Origin of the sequence: Photorhabdus khanii NC19 (assembly GCF_000517265.1) — a bacterium.
GTDB lineage: Bacteria > Pseudomonadota > Gammaproteobacteria > Enterobacterales > Enterobacteriaceae > Photorhabdus > Photorhabdus khanii.
Map to the genome: position 1 here is coordinate 71,987 of NZ_AYSJ01000009.1, position 17,745 is coordinate 89,731.

Consider the following 17,745-nt stretch of genomic DNA (forward strand, 5'->3'; position numbering starts at 1 on the left):
ATTAACTATTTTTGTTTTTACAATCAAATGGCAGGAAATAACATAGTGGGATATTTTTTTATAGATTAATTGATGGAAAAAATTAATAATTATAAAACCTGAAAAATTATAGGTGTTTTTTGAATATATTGGTTGCTGTTGAGTACACAACTTTCTATATCATTACCTAGATTTTTACTGTAATTTCCTAATTCTCTCTGTGGCCCAGAGCCCGCTTTTGATCTATGCTGAGACTAAAAACAGGCTTAAGATTATTATTAGCCTAAAAGCCGCAAAGCAGATAACAGGAAGATAGAACTTAATGAGTATTCGCATCGTTCCTAAAGAACAATTGAGCAAAGATCGTACCAATGAAAAAGCAACAGATTATATCCCGCCACTGCTTTTTGCTAATCTGAAAAATCTCTATCAGCGCCGGGCTGAACGTCTGCAACAACTGGCAGAAGATAACCCATTTGCTGACTATCTTAACTTTGCAGCGGAAGTTGCTCAGGCCCAACAAAAAGTGCTGCATGACAATCCATTGAAAATAGAGATAGTGGATATTCTGGAAAAATCTGCCGCTGAAGGTAAACCACCTCTGGATTGCAAAACATTTCCACGCACTCAGCATTGGCAAAAACTGTTTCACTCTCTGATAGCAGAATTAGCGCCGGATGCACCGGAACACGTCAGTGCCGCTCTGGATAATCTGGAAAAAGCGTCGGAGCAGGAACTGGAACAGATGGCTGATGCTTTGCTGAAAAATGAATTTAATAAAGTTAGTTCTGAAAAAGCACTCTTTATCTGGGCTGCACTTTCCCTGTATTGGGCACAAATGGCAAATCAAATTCCAGGAAAGGCGAGAGCAGAATATGGTGAGCATCGTCAGTTTTGCCCGGTTTGCAGCAGTATTCCCGTCGCCAGTGTTGTTCAGATTGGCACAACCAACGGGCTGCGTTACCTGCATTGCAGCTTGTGTGAAAGTGAATGGCATATGGTACGGGTGAAATGCAGTAACTGTGAACAGACCCGTGATCTGAATTATTGGTCATTAAAGAGTGAGCAAGCCGCAGTGAAAGCGGAAAGTTGCGGTGATTGTGGCAGTTATCTGAAAATCCTCTATCAGGAAAAAGATCCAAAAGTTGAGGCGATTGCTGATGATCTGGCTTCACTGATCCTTGATGCTAAAATGGAAGAGGAAGGTTTTGCCCGCAGTAGCATCAACCCGTTCTTGTTTCCAAATGAGTAAGTGTTAATCGACGGAATTGCCATGACACAAAAACCGTGCCCGTTATACAGCCAGATCCCCTCCATTGATCGCCTGTTGCATGAACCACAGATAGCACCGTTTGTGGAACAATATGGACAGACGTTAATCACTGTGACATTAAGAAGAATGCAGGAGCAGGTCAGAATAAATATCAAGCAGTATCAGGAATTACCTGATTGGTGTGATAACTGGGCTGCGGCACTTGGTCAGCGACTGGAGCGGAAGCAAGCTTTGGCTTTAAAGCCGGTGTTTAATCTTAGTGGCACTGTGCTTCATACCAATCTTGGCCGGGCATTACTGGCCGAACCGGTTATTGAAGCGGTAATACAAGTGATGCGTTCACCGGTAACGTTAGAATATTCTCTCAATGGCACCGGGCGTGGGCATCGCGATCGCGCTTTGGCGAATTTACTGTGTGAATTAACGGGTGCGGAAGATGCCTGTATCGTTAATAACAATGCAGCGGCTGTATTGTTATTGTTGGCAACGGTGGCGTCAGGTAAGCAAGTTGTCGTTTCCCGTGGTGAGTTGGTGGAAATCGGTGGCGCATTCCGTATTCCTGATGTGATGGTTCAGGCAGGGTGCCAATTGGTTGAAGTCGGTACGACTAACCGTACTCACCTGAGAGATTATCAGCAGGCTATCAATGAAGAGACCGCCCTTCTGATGAAGGTGCATGCCAGTAATTACAGCATCGAAGGTTTTACCGCGGAAGTGTCTGGTCGTGAATTGGCCGCTTTGGGAGTGAAATATCAAATTCCTACAGCAATTGATTTGGGTAGTGGTTCCATGGTTAATGTGGCGCAATATGGGCTGCCGGCTGAACCGATGCCTCAGGACTATCTGGATAAAGGCATTGATTTGGTTACTTTCTCTGGTGATAAATTACTGGGGGGACCACAAGCTGGAATTATTCTGGGTAAAAAACAATGGATAGAAGCTATCCAGCGTCATCCACTGAAACGTGCTTTGCGGGCAGACAAAATGACTTTAGCCGCTCTGGAAGCGACTTTACGGTTGTATCAGCGCCCTGAACAACTCTGCCAGCAGTTGCCAACGTTGCGTTTGTTAACCCGCCAACAGCAAGAAATGCATGATGTGGCACAACAGCTATTGCCTGAGATTCAGGCATATTATGGTGACCGATTTATTGTTCGTAGTGAGCCATGTTATTCACAGATTGGCAGTGGTTCGCTGCCGGTTGATCGTCTGCCTAGTTGGGCTTTAACTTTCGTTGCCGCTGATGGTCAAGGGAGCACACTGGAACAGCTGGCCCGTTGTTGGCGTGGATTGGCGAAACCCGTTATTGGCCGTATCTCTGGAGGGCGCTTGTGGCTCGATTTACGTTGTCTGGAAGATGGAAAGGCATTGTTGCAGGCACTATTACTATAATTTTCTGGAACTACCATAATTTTCTGAAACTACTATGATTTTTGCCACAGCAGGTCATGTTGACCATGGTAAAACCACACTGATTCAAGCTATTACCGGCGTTAATACGGCACATTTGCCGGAAGAGAAAAAACGGGGTATGACCATCGATCTCGGTTATGCCTATTGGCCACAGTCGGATGGATCTTCGATTGGTTTTGTGGATGTGCCCGGACATGAGAAATTCCTCGCCAATATGCTGGCAGGGGTCGGTGGTATCGATCATGTTTTGTTAGTGGTCGCCTGTGACGATGGGGTAATGGCTCAGACTAGAGAACATTTAGTTATTCTGCGTTTGATTGGCTGCCCAGCGGTGATAGTTGCGCTCACTAAAGCAGACCGGGTGGAACCGCAACGGATAATTGACGTCCGCCAACAGGTTGAATATGAGCTGATAACTCAAGGTTGGATTGATTCCCCTCTGTTTGTCACGGCTGCTACTGAGGAAGAGAGCGTTGTCCCTTTAAGGCAACATCTGTTGCAGTTACATCAGCGAAATAAGCAGCATGAAAAATTACATCAGCGTTTTCGTTTGGCGATCGATCGCGCTTTCAGTGTAAAAGGTGCGGGTTTGGTGGTGACGGGCACGGCATTGGCCGGCCAGGTTAGTGTAGGCGATATTTTCTGGCTGACCGGCAGTGATAAACAAATCAGAGTGCGTGGCCTGCACGCTCAGAATCAACAGACAAGTACGGCTCAGGCCGGGCAGCGTATTGCACTGAATATCATCGGTGATGTGAGTAAAGAACAGGTTTCCCGCGGTGACTGGCTACTTTCCCAAAAACCTTTTGAGAATGTGGAGAAGGTATTGGTGGAAGTGGAAGCTGATGAACCTTTGCGAAATTGGCAATCTCTTCATATTCATCATGCTGCCAGCCATATAACGGGTCGGATTTCGTTACTGAATCAGCTTTCTGATACGCCTCGGTTGGCTGAATTGGTGCTTGATAGCCCATTATGGTTGGTTGAAAATGACCGGCTGATATTGCGCGATATCAGTGCCAGAAAAACACTTGCCGGGGCTCGGGTGATAAACCTCAATTCTCCCCGCCGTGGTAAGCGCCAGCCAGAATTTTTGCATTGGCTCACCCAGCTTGCCAAAACATCGGACCATGCGACTAACTTAGCGCTCCATTTGCTACGAGGTGCACTTTCTCTTAGTCATTTTTCTTGGGCGCGCCAGTTAATGGAAACGGATCTCCATCAGTTACTGGCTGATATGGATGTGATTATTGCCGATGGTATGGTGTTATCACAAAGCAATGCCAGATTGGCGGAACAGAAATTGTTACAGGTTTTGGCTGAATACCATCAGCAACATGCTGATCAACTGGGTTTGGGAAGGGCGCGCCTGAAACGGATGGCTTTGCCAACGCTGAATGAAGCGCTGGTTTATACTCTGATAAATCTCTTGCTCAGGGATGGGCAATTAAAACAGTCACATGGTTGGTTATATCTTCCTGAGCATGGTTTGGCTTTCAGTGATGAACAGGCAAAACTGTGGCAACGAGTAGCCCCCTATTTTACCGATGATCCTTGGTGGGTACGTGAATTGGCTTCTGATTTAAAGGAAGAAGAGGCGACAATTCGCAGTTTGTTGAAAAAATCAGCTCAATTGGGACATATTACCGCTATTGTTCCGGATCGCTATTATTGTAGCCAACGAATTCAGCAGTTTGCGGAACTTATCCGCAAGTTTAATCAAAATCATGGTGCGATTACTGCCGCCGATTTTCGTGATGAATTAGGTATTGGTCGTAAATTGGCTATTCAGATCCTGGAGTTCTTTGATCACAGTGGTTTTACCCGCCGTCAGGCTGAATCACATATTCTTAGGGATAATGGACTATTCTGATAATTTTTTGCCCAAAATATGGGCAATTTCAGCAGAATGACAGTTTTGTTTCTGTTGATTTAACCAGCTTGTGTTATTTTTGCTAACTGTTATCGGCGTGAGCTTTCTATTAACGGGATTTGGTACGGTATGAAAAGAAAGATAATATCGGGTGTTTATCTGGGATTATTGTTTATTGCAACTTTAATACTGGTTTTTGAAAAAAGTGAAGATATTTATCCGGCGCTGATCGCTGTCGGTGTGTTTGGTGTGATATTTGGTCTGGTATTTTTTGTGTCAGCCCGGTTACTGTTTTCTGCCGCCTTTACCGGAACACTGTTTATTATCTTTAAGTTCCTTAATCAGATAAAGATTCATTACTACAAAGAACAGTTGATGTTCTCTGACCTTAACCTGATGTTTGATCCTTCTAATCAGGAAACATTGCGACACTATTGGCTGGCTGGCCTGGGAGTTGTCGCTATGTTTATCTGGTTGATATTTAATATGACTCTGAGCTGGAAAAAATCATCACCTTTACGTGGCTTCAAATGGCGTACTGCCAGCCTGGTGCTGGTTGCGTTCTGTACATGGGAAGTGAGCTTTACTGCCAACGCGTTTAGAGATCAATGGGAATCTTCACTGCCAAAAGGGCGTGGTACAGTGACCAATATGGTGATGTCAGCTAAAGATGCCAAACATCGTGTGCCTCAGTTTGGGCAATCATCCGATTATTTCCTGCAACAGGCTAAGAATATCACGCTGCCTGTGTCTCAGTCAGAAATCAAACCCGATGTGGTGTTGCTATTGCAGGAATCTACTGTTACTCCGCATATTTATCAGCTGCCTGATGATTCCCGCCTGCCGGATCTGTATATGTTCCAGCGGGATTCTGGGGTCAGCGCACAAAGCCCAATGCGGGTACAAACTTTCGGTGGGGGTACCTGGTTATCTGAATTCTCTGTTCTGACGGGTTTGAATACCGATGATTTTGGCTCACGTAAGAATGCTGTTTTTTATTTTATCGTTGATCACCTGAAATACAGCCTGTTCCGCGAGATGAAACAGAATGGCTATTACACTGTTGTTTTGACACCATTTAATAAATCCTCCTATCATTCTGGTCATGCTTATCAGACACTGGGTGTTGACCGTATTATCCAGCCGCAGGAGCTAGGGTATCCCGCCAGTCCTGATGAAAATCTGTGGACCATCTCTACACAAGAGATGTTGAGCTATGTGAAAGAAATTCTGGCACAGGAAACCGATAAGCCGTTGTTTATTTTCTCACTGACTATGTATGAACATGGCCCATATGATGAAGATCATTCAGATGATTACGGACTTTCCGGGCATGTGAAAAATTCACAAGCTGTTGGTAAGTTCAGTCACTATATGGAGAAAATCAAAGCTTCTGACCCGGCAATCAGAGATTTCAGTGAGTTTGTTGCTAAACAGGAAAAACCTACCATTTTTCTCTACTTTGGTGATCATCAACCCAACATCGAACTAGGTCAGTACAATAGCGTATTTTCAAATCCGGGTTATATCACTCAGTTCACTATGCGGGATAACCTAAAACAGGGAAGCCCTGTTCAGACTGATGAGCTGACGGATATTTCATTCCTTGGTGGAATGATTGTAGAGAGAGCTAAACTGGATGCTTCACCTTTTTACCGGGCGAATATGACGATGCGCCACCTTTGTCGGGGGGCGCTGGATGATTGTCAGGATAAAGCGCTGGTGGATAGTTACAAACACTATATTTATCAGCAATTGGAAGTGGCAGGTAAAAAATAAGCCGTAAAATAATGAGTGGGTGGGTGCCATATAAATATGGCGCTTGCTGCACTTCAGATGCAGGTAAACACTCTCCAATTTCAACTTTCTGCAACTGTTTTTCAATTTCAATCATTTATTGCGACAGAAATATAGCAAAGAGAATCATTTTTCTTATCGGACTGTTCGCATACCTAGTTAATAATATCATTTTATGTTATTGATAATAAAGTATATTTTATGGATTCAATGTACGTCAGTATTGACTAATAAATTTAGAGTCAGCGGGACTCGTCGTTTCTGCTCATTAAGGCTTGTGTCAGACGTGTCAAGGGCGAGCAACAACGGATGAAGTAGTCAGTCTGGTCCGATCTGGCAGGGAGCAGTCACATTGATATCACATAATTATACAGGCCGACTTTTATTGAAGCTGATTGATGTTAAAGTATAAATATTTCTTATGCATTTTGTTCGGGTATTAAGGATGATTAAACCCGTATCAGATACCACTCCAGGTTATTTCTATGGTTATGGTTAGGCAAAATTGGTGATGCAACAGGTATGTTTTCTGAACGATGGATTTTGTAATAAGTGGCTGCATTTTGGCTGGATAAGCTGAAAGAACTTTATGACTTTCTTGGTGCCGGAATGGACATCATGGAGTCTGTTTCTTGTGCTCTGGTCATGGTGGATTTAGTTGATGGTCATTCGGTTCGGTGTGTGATTTTTTGCGCCAACCTCGGGGGAGATGCGGATGCCATCGGTGCCATGGCCGGGGCCATTTCTGGGAAGCGATCTTTATCTACCGTAGATAGGATGACAACAGTGGATTTATTGATGGTCTGTTGATGTGGATCCCAGTTCTGGATTATTTGCCTCTTTCTTTGTCAGTCTGATGGAAGTATGGCTTATATTTGGACAGTAATAAGGAGGAACTAATGGGGGATTTACTGCCGATTACCGTAATGGGCGCTGCCGCAGGAGATATTGTTCTTAGCTTACCAAGGCTTCCTCGCAGTGGTGAAGACCAGGAAGCCAAAGAGATTGATCAACAGGTCGGTGGTTCAGGTTTTAATGTTGCCCGGGCTTTGGTTCGCCTGCAAATTCCTGTAGTTAATGGTATACCCGTTGGTAACGGGTACTGGGGTAAGCGGATAACTAAAGAGATGCAGGCTCTTGGGCTTGAGGTCACATTAACCAACTCATCGCTTGATAATGGCTGGTGTCTGGCAATGGTTGAACCGGATGGTGAGCGAAGTTTTGTCTCTATTAGTGGTTGTGAAGTTGACTGGAGTTCGGCAATGCTCTCAGCTATTACTTTGCCGGAAAGGGGATATATCTACTCTAGTGGTTATGTCATGGCGAGTAAAACAACGGCGATTTTGTGTGACTGGTTATTGGCGTCACCACCTGGGCAGACATTATTGCTGGATTTTGGACCTCGTTTACCCAATATAGATCCCGCTTTCATTGATGCGTTGCCTGTTGGCCGAACCATTTTGACACTGAACCGTGATGAAATGACGATATTGTGTGGAACAGGTGATCCTGTCGCTCAGGCCAGTAATTATTCCAGCAAAAGAAAAATCACTATTATCTGTCGGTTAGGTTTACAGGGTACATGGATATGTTTGCCTGATCGTGACCCAGAACATGTTGCTGCCTATAAAGTGAAAGTGGTGGATACCATCGGTGCTGGTGATGCTCATAGTAGTGGCATGCTTGCTGGTTTATCACAGGGAATGTCGCTGAAAGATGCGGTTGAACTTGGCAATCGCGTTGCTGCCATTGTTGTCAGTCGTTCTGGTGCTGCGGGTGCGCCAACCATAAAAGAACTAAAGGAATTTGTGTTTGAATAATTATCAATCAAACACAAGGGATTCAGGTTTCTAAGGTGTGATTAAAATGAATGCATTACATACAGGTTGGAAACGAAAAACGACTCTTTTTTTATTAGCTGAGACAATTTCTCTGCTGGGTTCTTCCATTGTCCAGTTCTCGATCGTCTGGTATATCACCTTAAATACTTCATCAGGAGAAATGCTAGCTATCGCGGTGCTCTGTGCATTTCTTCCACAGGTATTAATCTCTTTATTTGCCGGTGTTTGGGCTGATACTTACAACCGTAAGTTACTTTGTATTGCTTCTGATGCGCTGATTGCATTAGTGACTCTTGGTCTGGCGATCTCTTTTATGTTTGGGTTTAAGAGTATTGAGCTGCTATTTGTGGCACTGATTATCCGCTCGTTTGGTACTGGCATTCAGGCTCCGGCGGCTAGTGCTATCATTCCACAACTGGTCCCGAAAGAGAAACTGTTGCGGGTTAATGGTCTTAATACTTCTCTGAATTCACTGACGATGCTGGCTTCTCCAGCCATTAGTGGTTTTTTGTATTCTCAGACTTCGATTGAGAATATTCTTTTAGTGGATGTTGTTACTGCTGTTATTGGTATCAGTATTGTTGCATTTATTCCTATTGCCAAAATCGCTTCTGATTCTATACCGGATAATAAATTTCAGGCGATGTTAGCGGGTTTTCGCTATCTGCAAGAGAATAAGCTAATCAGAAATATTTTGATTTTTCTGATTTGTGTTTGCTTCCTGATCAGTCCAGCTGCTTTTTTGACACCTCTATTGGTTAACAGGACATTTGGTGAAGATTCATGGTTTTTAGCCGTTAACGAAATGACCTTTAGTGCCGGAGCATTGTTAGGTGGATTGCTGATTTCTTTTTGGAGTGAATATAAAAATAAACTGCGTATAACAGGAATAGCTTGCACACTGTTTGGTGTATTTATGATTGCACTTGGCAATGCATATTGGTTTCCGCTGTATCTGGCATTAAATGTCTCTTTGGGCGCTATAACGCCTTGTTTTAACGCACCAATAATTTCTATTATACAGGAAAAAGTTGAACCGGAAATGATGGGGAGAGTATTTAGTTTAGTTCAAATTGCTATGTCCTGCTCTCTGCCATTAGGCATGGTGATATTTGGTCCAGTTGCTGACTATATTAATATTCAACTCCTTTTAATGATATCTGGTGTATTGATATTACTGACTGGCGGGATATTTTTTATGTTTAACGGAGAAGAGAACAGAGAAAGTAGCAGAGCAGTTTAATAAAGCTGGTATTGCCAAAGACATCGCGTTCATTGTTTGCTTTGTGCGATACCAGTGCTTGTTTGAAGAGAAAAAAATGGAAAACACAGATAATCATTCGCAGTTTATTATCTATCAAACCGAAGATGGGGAAACCCGATTGGACGTTCGTTTTCAGGATGAAACAGTTTGGCTGACACAAGCATTGATGGCGGAGTTGTTTCAGACCAGTAAGCATCTCAGTTGGTTATCGGGTACAGAGCCATATTGCAACACGTTTTCGCCAATGGGCAACCCTATAACTCGTCATTTGCGGAAGTTTGGATTGAGTGAATATTCATTTTTTATTTTTATTCTGGGTGAATATTGTCTGTTATGCGATAAGCACAGCGCCGTGAATCGGTGAGCATATACTCCACCCGTTCTACCTGAGCTTGAAGTATATCTTGAAATACGTTTAATTCAGCGCGGCAAAAACCTTGGCAGACAGTAGCGGCAGCGCAAATTGGGCAATGGTTTTCTATCAGCAAAATGGCGCCATCTTCTGTATGTGACCATTGAGCCATGTAACCTTCACGGCATCTTATGGCAACCAGACGTTCGACGCGTTCTTGCAGATTGGTTGTTCCATTCATTGCCTGCTTGTAATTGATACGGGTTTCCTGTTCGCGGGTATCAATCAACAAATCTATCGCTTTCTCACCTAATTGCTTACGAATAGTGTTTAGTAATTGTGCTGTCAGTTCAGCATGAGCATCCGGGAAATGAGCATGACCTGCGGCTGTCAGATGCCAAAGTTGTATTGGACGACCAACGCCTCGTGCTTCCGCGACAGCTTCTACCAATCCTTCTTTAGCTAACTTCACAAACTGTTGCCGGGCGGCTTCTCCTGTTGTTCCCAGTATTTTTCCGGCGTCAGAAGCTTGCTGAGGGCCACGGGTTTTCAATAGCATCAGTAACTTCTCACCCACGGATTGTGTGGCAGTTGTGCTATTTTTAACGCTTTTCCTTGACATATTCCTTCACCTCGCCTTAATTTATTCCAAGCTAATTCTTGTTTAATTTAACGTAAGACTCATATTAACTCAATGCTAATTCAGGATAATGACTGTGATAACAACCGATGAAAGCCACTGGAGCGATTTGTTCTCCGGTAAAAATGCGGCCAGTGCTCTGGCTTTATCGCTGGGAGTTGCGTTACATGCGATTAATATCTTAATTGCTACCACTATCTTACCTTCGGTTGTGCAGGACATTGGCGGCTTGAACCTTTATGCCTGGAATACAACGCTGTTTGTGGTCGCTTCTATTATTGGTTCGGTACTGTCTGCACGTCTGCTTAGCTCACAGGGGGCACGTAATGCTTATCTGGTTGCAGCAATATTCTTCTTCTTTGGCAGTTTGTTATGCGCGTCTGCTCCAACGATGGAAATGATGCTTATCGGACGGACAGTTCAGGGTTTCGGTGGTGGGTTACTGTTTGCACTTTCCTATGCCATGATCAACTTGGTATTTGAACAGGCGCTTTGGCCACGGGCAATGGCACTGATATCCGGTATGTGGGGGATTGCGACGTTGGTTGGCCCTGCTGTGGGGGGGATTTTTGCTGAGATAAATGCATGGCGTTATGCCTTTGGTATCATGCTGCCAATAATGCTGTTGTATGCAGTTTTCACTTACTTAATTTTGCCAAAAGGTAAACCTCAGGATAAGAATAAAGCAGCGTTGCCATTGGTGCAGTTAGTTTTATTAGCGGGAGCAGTATTGATAGTTTCTGCTGGCAGTGTATCTGACAACGTGGAGCTGAATTTTGCAGGGATTATGCTGGCATTAGTATTAATAATATTACTAGTTTGCTATGAACGTCGGGCAGTGATACGTTTGTTGCCTCATGGTGCATTACATTTGGGCTCACCTCATGCTGTGTTGTTTGCTACTATTTCATTATTGGTGATTGGCATGACTAGTGAAGTGTTTATCCCGTATTTCCTGCAAATGTTGCATGGTCAGTCACCGCTGGTTTCCGGTTATATGGCTGCGGCAATGGCAGCAGGCTGGACAGTTGCGGAGATAATCAGTGCGGGTTGGCGTGGGGCGGGTATGCGCCGGGCAATTGTCAGTGGGCCGATATTGGCACTGATAGGTATGCTGATTCTGTCATCGATATTATCACAGCCCTCGGCTGGACATTGGCAAGTGATGATTCCCATTGTGATTGCATTGACTTTGGTGGGATTTGGTATTGGTTTTGGCTGGCCACATTTGCTAACTCGTATCTTACAGGTATCGTCGGATGCCGATAAAGATATCGTAGGTGCCTCAATTACAACGGTACAGTTATTTGCCACTGCTTTTGGATCAGCATTGGCGGGTATGGTAGTGAACCTTTCCGGATTGAATGAACCCGGAGGTGTGGCAGGTGCCGCTTCAGCCGCACACTGGTTGTTCCTGCTATTTGCTATCGCACCGTTATTGGCACTGTTTACTGCGTGGAGATCGGCGAAGATTAGGGCGGTGGTGTCGTAATCCTATTTATAGTGGTAACAGTAAAGTACCTGACGATTTAATAGCAGGTGAAATATCCAGAGGGTAGAGCATGATATAGGCGCTTGTTGATGACTCGTCGATATTTTCTTGTTTTTTCGACCCATGATTTTTATATGTCAACATCATCGACATATCGCTAACGGCATACAACGAGAAAAAAGTTGTATGTGATTTGCAGAAGTAACTTGCTCTTCATTTTTTATGATGGTCGAGCTAATACTCTCCGGTTGCCATTATTATCAGGCATACTGATGATACCAGAGGTTTCCATTTGTTCAATAATACGCGCAGCCCTATTATAGCCGATTCGAAATTGGCGTTGGACTCCAGATATTGATACCCGTTGTTTTTCTACGACGAAAATGACAGCCTGATCAAACAATGGATCAAGCTCTTCATATTCAAACGTTAGTGTTTCATAATCATTTTCAGGAATAATTTCAATATATTGAGGTTGACCATATGCTTGCCAATATTGTATTACTGCGTACATTTCTTGTTCATGGACTAATGCACCGTGTAAACGAAGCGGTTCAACCAAGTTAGGAGCCATGTAAAGCATATCTCCTATGGGCAGTAATTCAGCGCCATTTTGGCCTGAGATAATACGTGAATCAGTTTTATCGAATACTGAAAAAGCAATTCTTGTAGGGATATTACTTTTAATCAGATTGGTAATGATATCAACTGAGATATATCGAGTAGCAAGTATTAGATGAATACCAGTAATGTGAGCTTGCTGAACAAGAGATATTAGTAATGTTTCTACCTCTTTACCTGCTTTAAGTATCAAATCGGAAAACTCATCAATTACAACAACAATATTGGGTAATTGCATCAACATGGTCATATTTTCCCCATCAGCAGGGCCCCAGAAAGGATTAGGGATAGGGTGTCTCAGATCTACTGCTTGCTGTACACGTCGGTTATATTCAACCAGACTACGAACGCCAAGTGCTGACAGTAGTTTATAACGCCGTTCCATCTCACTGATGCACCAATGTAGCGTATGAACAGTCCCTTCTGTATTGTGAATGATTCTTGTCAGTAAATGAGGTAGTTTTTTGTAAACAGAAAGTTCCAGCATGTTCGTATCAATCATGATAAAGCGAACGTCTACCGGTGTGGCTTTATATAGTATGCTAAGAATCATGGAGTGAATAAACGTAGACTTACCAGATCCTGTAATTCCCCCGATTAGCAAGTGCTGCATATTAGTCAAAGTTGTGATGATGGGTTTTCCAGAAATATCTTTGCCCAAAGCTATTGCTAGATGAGAATCAACTTCTCTAAACTGAGCGCAATCCAGAACTGTACGTAGGTAAACGGTATCACGACTATTTTTAAGTACATCCAGGCCGATATATGGTGTACCCGGTATGATTGGCACAACTTGTATAGAAGATGCAGAAAGAGAGCGTGTTATATCGTGAGATAAATTAGCAATCTGGGAAACTTTAATGCCGGATGCTGGAAGCAGATCAAAATGAATATACATTGGCCCTAGAGATATATGCTCCACATTGGCCGCAATGCCATAAGCAGCCAAGCATGATTCTATTGATTCAGCCATTTTAGCCAGTTCTAAACTGCCTGCCTGAGCTGCATTTATAGGAGGAGAGATTAATAAATCAAATGCTGGAAGACTATTTATCATAGTGTTAGACATAAATTCCTCGGCTTTGATATCTAGAAAGTTTTACTGTAATCCAGAGCGTGTTCAGAATTCTGTGTTATCTAAAAACCCCTTAGTATAGCTATTTCGTCAAGATGATCGAATCTGAATATTGGGTGATGGTTTATTGCCTTTAATTTTATGTATTTTTTCGTGATCTATTTTTTTAATTACATGTAAAACAGGGCAGTATGGGGTGCTATAAATTTGATGTGTCCAGCTTGATAGTATTGTTACCATAATATGATATTACAATTTGTTGCACTGAGTGCAAAATAGGTTCTTGGGCTTCACTCCAGTGCGGGCACGGTCTAGCGCCGTTTTCGTGGCGTGTGTTTTTCCTGCGTTAGGGGCATTTTACCCATTTTTTAAAGTTTGAATTTGGGCTGAACTTCATTCTTGGTGAGAGCAAGCCGGAGCTCTTTGAGTTGGCTTTCTAATGTAGCGACTAGGTAGCTACTGAACTTTTCTTTTGCTAAGGTGCGTTCAAATACATTGCTTGGTAAAAAGCGTTTCATTTCGTTCATGAACGCATTACTGGCAATCACATTTGGTAAGGATTGAATGCGTTGTTCTAGCAAGTTTGCAAAGTCAGCAAGTTTGTAATCAGCAACTTTTTGTCTAATTAAGTCAACATCTGGTTTTGCGCCTTGCTGTTGTAACCAAGCTAGATCCCAGATATCGCGGTGGCGGACGTACTTCTGTGTGGCAGGTAACGAAACCATCTTATCCGCCATCACTTCATCAAGGGTTTCTGTGTAGATTAAAGTGTCGTCATAACCATCGGGCAGAAAATCGTAATTGTTGCGCAGGGGCAGGGCATTTCTGGTATAGGCTGGGATATTAGCGATTTCAATTTTGATGCGTTGTTTGGGAACGTCCTTTCTATCTAACGTAGTTACGATGGAAATTTGCCATTTATCAATATTTAGTTCTGCATATTTAGGTTCTTGTTTGAGCGATTCAGGTTCTTTCACTGTCACTTCCAAGCTATATCGTGCACCGATGTAATCTTCAATACATTGCTTCATTGTAGCCAGTTGCTTTGAAGAAAAGTCTTTACCACCTGCAAAATCCAAGTCTTCACTAAAACGGTTACCACCATAGCATAATCGTAGAGAGGTACCCCCTTGGAAAACAAGATTATCGAGTAGTCCGGCCTGATCAAGACAAAACAGGATGTCATAGTGGAGCAGTTCTTTTTCGATGACTGGGCGCATATGTCCAACCTGGCTATTCTGCATGGCCCGCTCAACTAGCAGCTCAAAATCCTCGGGATTAATCTTCATATACGGTTTCCTCTTCAACTAAATGTGTGTTTCTACCCACGCGTTTTAGATCTCGATAAGCGGTTTGCTTATTAACTAAGCGAAGTGGCCTACCGACGTTTTGGATATGGTTAACAATGTCTGCTACTGATCGCTTGGTGTGGGTAAACTCAATGGTGCCGAAGGGGGTTTTGTATTCACCTTTGCGGCCAGTGGTCATGACCGTCAATCGGTCAATAGGGATCTGTGAGATAACACCATACTCGGATAGGGCAGATTCCAGGCTTACATAGTTGTATTCACCGCGCCGCATTGTTTTGGCAATCAGTTCCAAGGTATTGGAACCTTTGTGTCGTGACAAAGCAAACACGTAAACCCCTTTACTGGCTCGAGTTAGTACACATTGTTTAACGAGGCGATTCAATCCAGCCTGAAAGGCTCGCTTACTGTCTTCTGGAAACAACTTGGACAAATCTTTGTTGGTAAAGACGTAACGACCTTGTTGATCAAACTGGCTCAAGCGTTGAATAGCAGTGGTTTGGTTCATCGTATTAAGTAGACTCTAATGTCACTAATAAGTGATTCTTGTGTCTATATAATAGCATCATAATAAGTAGACGTGAAATATACATTAAAGTGTTCTATATGTCTACTTGTATGTGTGCAATCCTGTTTACCTACTGTACAGAGAGGAATTTAACTGTTGGTGAGGCGAAAGTGGAGGTGGGCTGTTCAGCGGCTGATGAAGCTGAATTTTGAGTAATGACTTATTTCTCTTGATTTTATTGGTTTTTATTTAATCTGTTTTTCGGTTAATTACACAGAATTACTTACAGGGTCTGTTTTTCCTGCCCTCAACTGTGGTTTTCTTGATTGCAGCCTGTTCGTTAAGTTTACGCTCCAGTCTGTCAAGATACATGTTAGCAAGTACCGGAGAGATAATACCGCCTTGGGGCGTCCTGGCTCTGGTGGTGTTGAAGGCCCCTTTTCTATATATCCGGCCTTCAGCCATTTTCTGAGTATCTGCCTGTCTATCGGAATATTTTCAAGCAGCCAGTCATGACTGATATTGTCGAAACATCCTTTGATATCCCCTTCCAGTATCCACACTGGTGCTGTTTTTCGGCAGAGACAGTTAAATACCTGCTCCATCGTGTCAGCAGTGCTTCTTGCCGGGCGAAATCCGTAACTGTTGTGATCGGCAGTGGTTTCCGAGAAGGATCCAGCGCCAGCAGATAAAAAGCCTGCATGGCCCGATCCTGGGGTTTAGGGAGCAACGGAACAGTAAACGTTGTTAAGCAGTCATTTTAAATAGCCATTTAAATATAAATCAATATGTTAACTATCTTCATTGAATGCTCTCAATTCCCCTCTGCTGACAGCTTCCGGAACCGTAAAGGTGTAGCGCCCCTGCATGTTAATATGCCCGCATAGCAATGGAGACAACCTCTTTACATCTTCGTCATGCACCGGATATCCTTCTCGCCTGAGTTGTTGCACTGCGGCATCCATGTAAATCGTATTCCACAGAACGATCATATTTAACACTAAACCTAATGAACCCAACTGATCTTCCTGGCCTTCGCGATATGCCTGTCTCGGTTCACCTCGTTTTCCATGAAACACATTTCTGGCTACCGCGTGTCGTCCTTCTCCACGATTAAGCTGTTTGTAAGGTTTTCATGATCGACAGGATGTTCAGACGTTCCAGTTTGAGTGAGGCTATCAGTCGCAGAATATCATCCCAGTGCGGTACGACTTTTTTCTCAAAATTCAGGTGATGTGAGGAGATGGCCGAGTTATAGCGGTGATAACGTTGGCAACCAATCGATCATACTGATTACTGAGCTCTGTTTCAATATCGGTTAGCCCGGTAAGTTCTTTTTTTACTATCAATTAGAGTGATAGACGAGCGTAACTGATGATTACTCAAAGCGATTCTGTGAGCGATGCACGTTCCGTTTTAACTACGGAGCACCCAGCTTGTCGGATTGGTTACCTAAACGGCAAGCTTATCTGCGCATTGCCATATATGTCCTTGGAGGGCAGCCTACCATATTTTTAAAAAAGGTGGCAAAAGCGCTATCGCTGGAAAAAGCCAGTTGGCTGGCGACGTCAGATTGAGCGTATCCCTCTGCTAATAGCTCAATTGCTTTGATTAGCCGCCATTGTTGCCGCCACTGTTGATAGTTCAGCCCAGTTTCACGCTGAAAAATGCGGCTAATGGTTTTTTCTGATGCGCCGATATAACTAGCCAGCTCGTACAGAGGCGGAACTGTGATCATATCGGCTAAATTTCTCAGGCGGCGGTCACTGGGCAGGGGCAACAGGGTTAATTCGCGTGGTGCCAGTTGTATCTCATCTAGGCATACCGCTAGAATATTAGCGGTCGCACCGTGCTGCCAGTTGGTATCGAACTCGGCGATGGCAATGCGTTCCAGCACTTCGCGTAGCAAAGGTGAAGCTGTCAGAACTTCTAAGCATTCAGGCAGACTAGGGTAATGGGAGCGATCGAGATACACCGATCGATAACCTGCCACACCGCTAACTTGCACCCGATGCTCTAGCTGTGGTGGAATCCAAGCGATACGACCCGGCGGGAGCATGCAGATGCTCTCATTGAGCGTAATTCGCATGCAACCTCGCTGACTAAACAGTAGTTGCCCCATCCTATGCCAGTGTGGACCAGAGTCATGCTGAGCCAATTCGGCTGCGATGCCCAATACGCTGTTGCCGAGCGAATCTGGATCAAAGGTATCCTGAGCGTTAAGCCATGTCATATACTGTGCTGTCCGATTATGTAAATTATTTGTCTTTTATATTGTAACAGACGATAGAGTGAAGATGATACCTTGAT

Annotated in this window: 14 protein-coding genes and 2 pseudogenes; 9 read left to right on the plus strand and 7 right to left on the minus strand. The window is 43.6% G+C overall.

What is annotated here, in order from left to right:
- Window positions 1-301 precede the first annotated feature (301 nt).
- The 8 genes from fdhE to PTE_RS26460 all read left to right on the plus strand — a co-directional run bounded on the left by fdhE (window position 302) and on the right by PTE_RS26460 (window position 9,804).
- Window positions 302-1,231 (plus strand): formate dehydrogenase accessory protein FdhE, encoded by a 930-nt coding sequence (gene fdhE / locus PTE_RS09185; RefSeq protein WP_036845379.1) that lies wholly within the window; start codon window positions 302-304, stop codon window positions 1,229-1,231.
- Window positions 1,232-1,252: 21 nt separating this feature from the next.
- Window positions 1,253-2,644, plus strand: coding sequence for an L-seryl-tRNA(Sec) selenium transferase (gene selA / locus PTE_RS09190; protein ID WP_036845382.1), 1,392 nt, complete (start codon window positions 1,253-1,255; stop codon window positions 2,642-2,644).
- Between the two features lie 34 nt (window positions 2,645-2,678).
- Complete coding sequence (gene selB / locus PTE_RS09195) at window positions 2,679-4,538, plus strand: selenocysteine-specific translation elongation factor (RefSeq protein WP_036845385.1); 1,860 nt, start codon at window positions 2,679-2,681, stop codon at window positions 4,536-4,538.
- Between the two features lie 129 nt (window positions 4,539-4,667).
- Window positions 4,668-6,317 (plus strand): LTA synthase family protein, encoded by a 1,650-nt coding sequence (locus PTE_RS09200; protein WP_036845388.1) that lies wholly within the window; start codon window positions 4,668-4,670, stop codon window positions 6,315-6,317.
- Window positions 6,318-6,887: 570 nt separating this feature from the next.
- Window positions 6,888-7,145 carry an ADP-ribosylglycohydrolase family protein gene (locus PTE_RS09205; protein ID WP_036845391.1) on the plus strand — a complete coding sequence of 86 codons (258 nt, stop codon included), beginning with the start codon at window positions 6,888-6,890 and terminating at the stop codon, window positions 7,143-7,145.
- Between the two features lie 89 nt (window positions 7,146-7,234).
- Window positions 7,235-8,155: a carbohydrate kinase family protein gene (locus PTE_RS09210; protein WP_036845394.1), complete on the plus strand. Its 921-nt coding sequence runs from the start codon at window positions 7,235-7,237 to the stop codon at window positions 8,153-8,155.
- Window positions 8,156-8,201: 46 nt separating this feature from the next.
- Window positions 8,202-9,419, plus strand: a complete 1,218-nt coding sequence (locus PTE_RS09215; RefSeq protein WP_036845396.1) for an MFS transporter — start codon at window positions 8,202-8,204, stop codon at window positions 9,417-9,419.
- 76 nt (window positions 9,420-9,495) lie between these two features.
- Window positions 9,496-9,804 carry a virulence RhuM family protein gene (locus tag PTE_RS26460; protein ID WP_036845399.1) on the plus strand — a complete coding sequence of 103 codons (309 nt, stop codon included), beginning with the start codon at window positions 9,496-9,498 and terminating at the stop codon, window positions 9,802-9,804.
- Here the strand turns inward: PTE_RS26460 and PTE_RS09225 are convergent.
- Window positions 9,749-10,414, minus strand: a complete 666-nt coding sequence (locus PTE_RS09225) for a helix-turn-helix transcriptional regulator (RefSeq protein WP_036845402.1) — start codon at window positions 10,412-10,414, stop codon at window positions 9,749-9,751. The genes PTE_RS26460 and PTE_RS09225 overlap by 56 nt on opposite strands.
- A gap of 94 nt (window positions 10,415-10,508) precedes the next feature.
- Between PTE_RS09225 and PTE_RS09230 the strand changes: the two genes are divergently transcribed.
- Window positions 10,509-11,924: an MFS transporter gene (locus PTE_RS09230; protein WP_036845655.1), complete on the plus strand. Its 1,416-nt coding sequence runs from the start codon at window positions 10,509-10,511 to the stop codon at window positions 11,922-11,924.
- A 220-nt stretch (window positions 11,925-12,144) separates the two neighbouring features.
- Here the strand turns inward: PTE_RS09230 and PTE_RS09235 are convergent, their stop codons facing one another.
- The 6 genes and pseudogenes from PTE_RS09235 to PTE_RS09265 form a co-directional block, all read right to left on the minus strand.
- A complete protein-coding gene (locus PTE_RS09235; RefSeq protein ID WP_051477319.1) occupies window positions 12,145-13,614 on the minus strand; it encodes a DNA translocase FtsK in 1,470 nt (489 codons plus the stop codon).
- 374 nt (window positions 13,615-13,988) lie between these two features.
- Entirely contained in the window at window positions 13,989-14,909 is a 921-nt protein-coding gene (locus PTE_RS09240; protein WP_036845405.1) for a nucleotidyl transferase AbiEii/AbiGii toxin family protein, read from the minus strand.
- Complete coding sequence (gene abiEi / locus PTE_RS09245; protein ID WP_036845408.1) at window positions 14,899-15,435, minus strand: type IV toxin-antitoxin system AbiEi family antitoxin; 537 nt, start codon at window positions 15,433-15,435, stop codon at window positions 14,899-14,901. The genes PTE_RS09240 and abiEi overlap by 11 nt, the downstream gene beginning before the upstream one ends.
- A 342-nt stretch (window positions 15,436-15,777) precedes the next feature.
- A pseudogene (locus tag PTE_RS23630) lies at window positions 15,778-16,174 on the minus strand (reverse transcriptase/maturase family protein); the annotation flags it as partial.
- A 73-nt stretch (window positions 16,175-16,247) separates the two neighbouring features.
- Window positions 16,248-16,680 (minus strand): annotated as a pseudogene (locus PTE_RS09260) (hypothetical protein); the annotation flags it as partial.
- A 220-nt stretch (window positions 16,681-16,900) separates the two neighbouring features.
- Window positions 16,901-17,668, minus strand: a complete 768-nt coding sequence (locus PTE_RS09265) for an AraC family transcriptional regulator (protein ID WP_036845420.1) — start codon at window positions 17,666-17,668, stop codon at window positions 16,901-16,903.
- Between the last annotated feature and the right edge of the window lie 77 nt (window positions 17,669-17,745).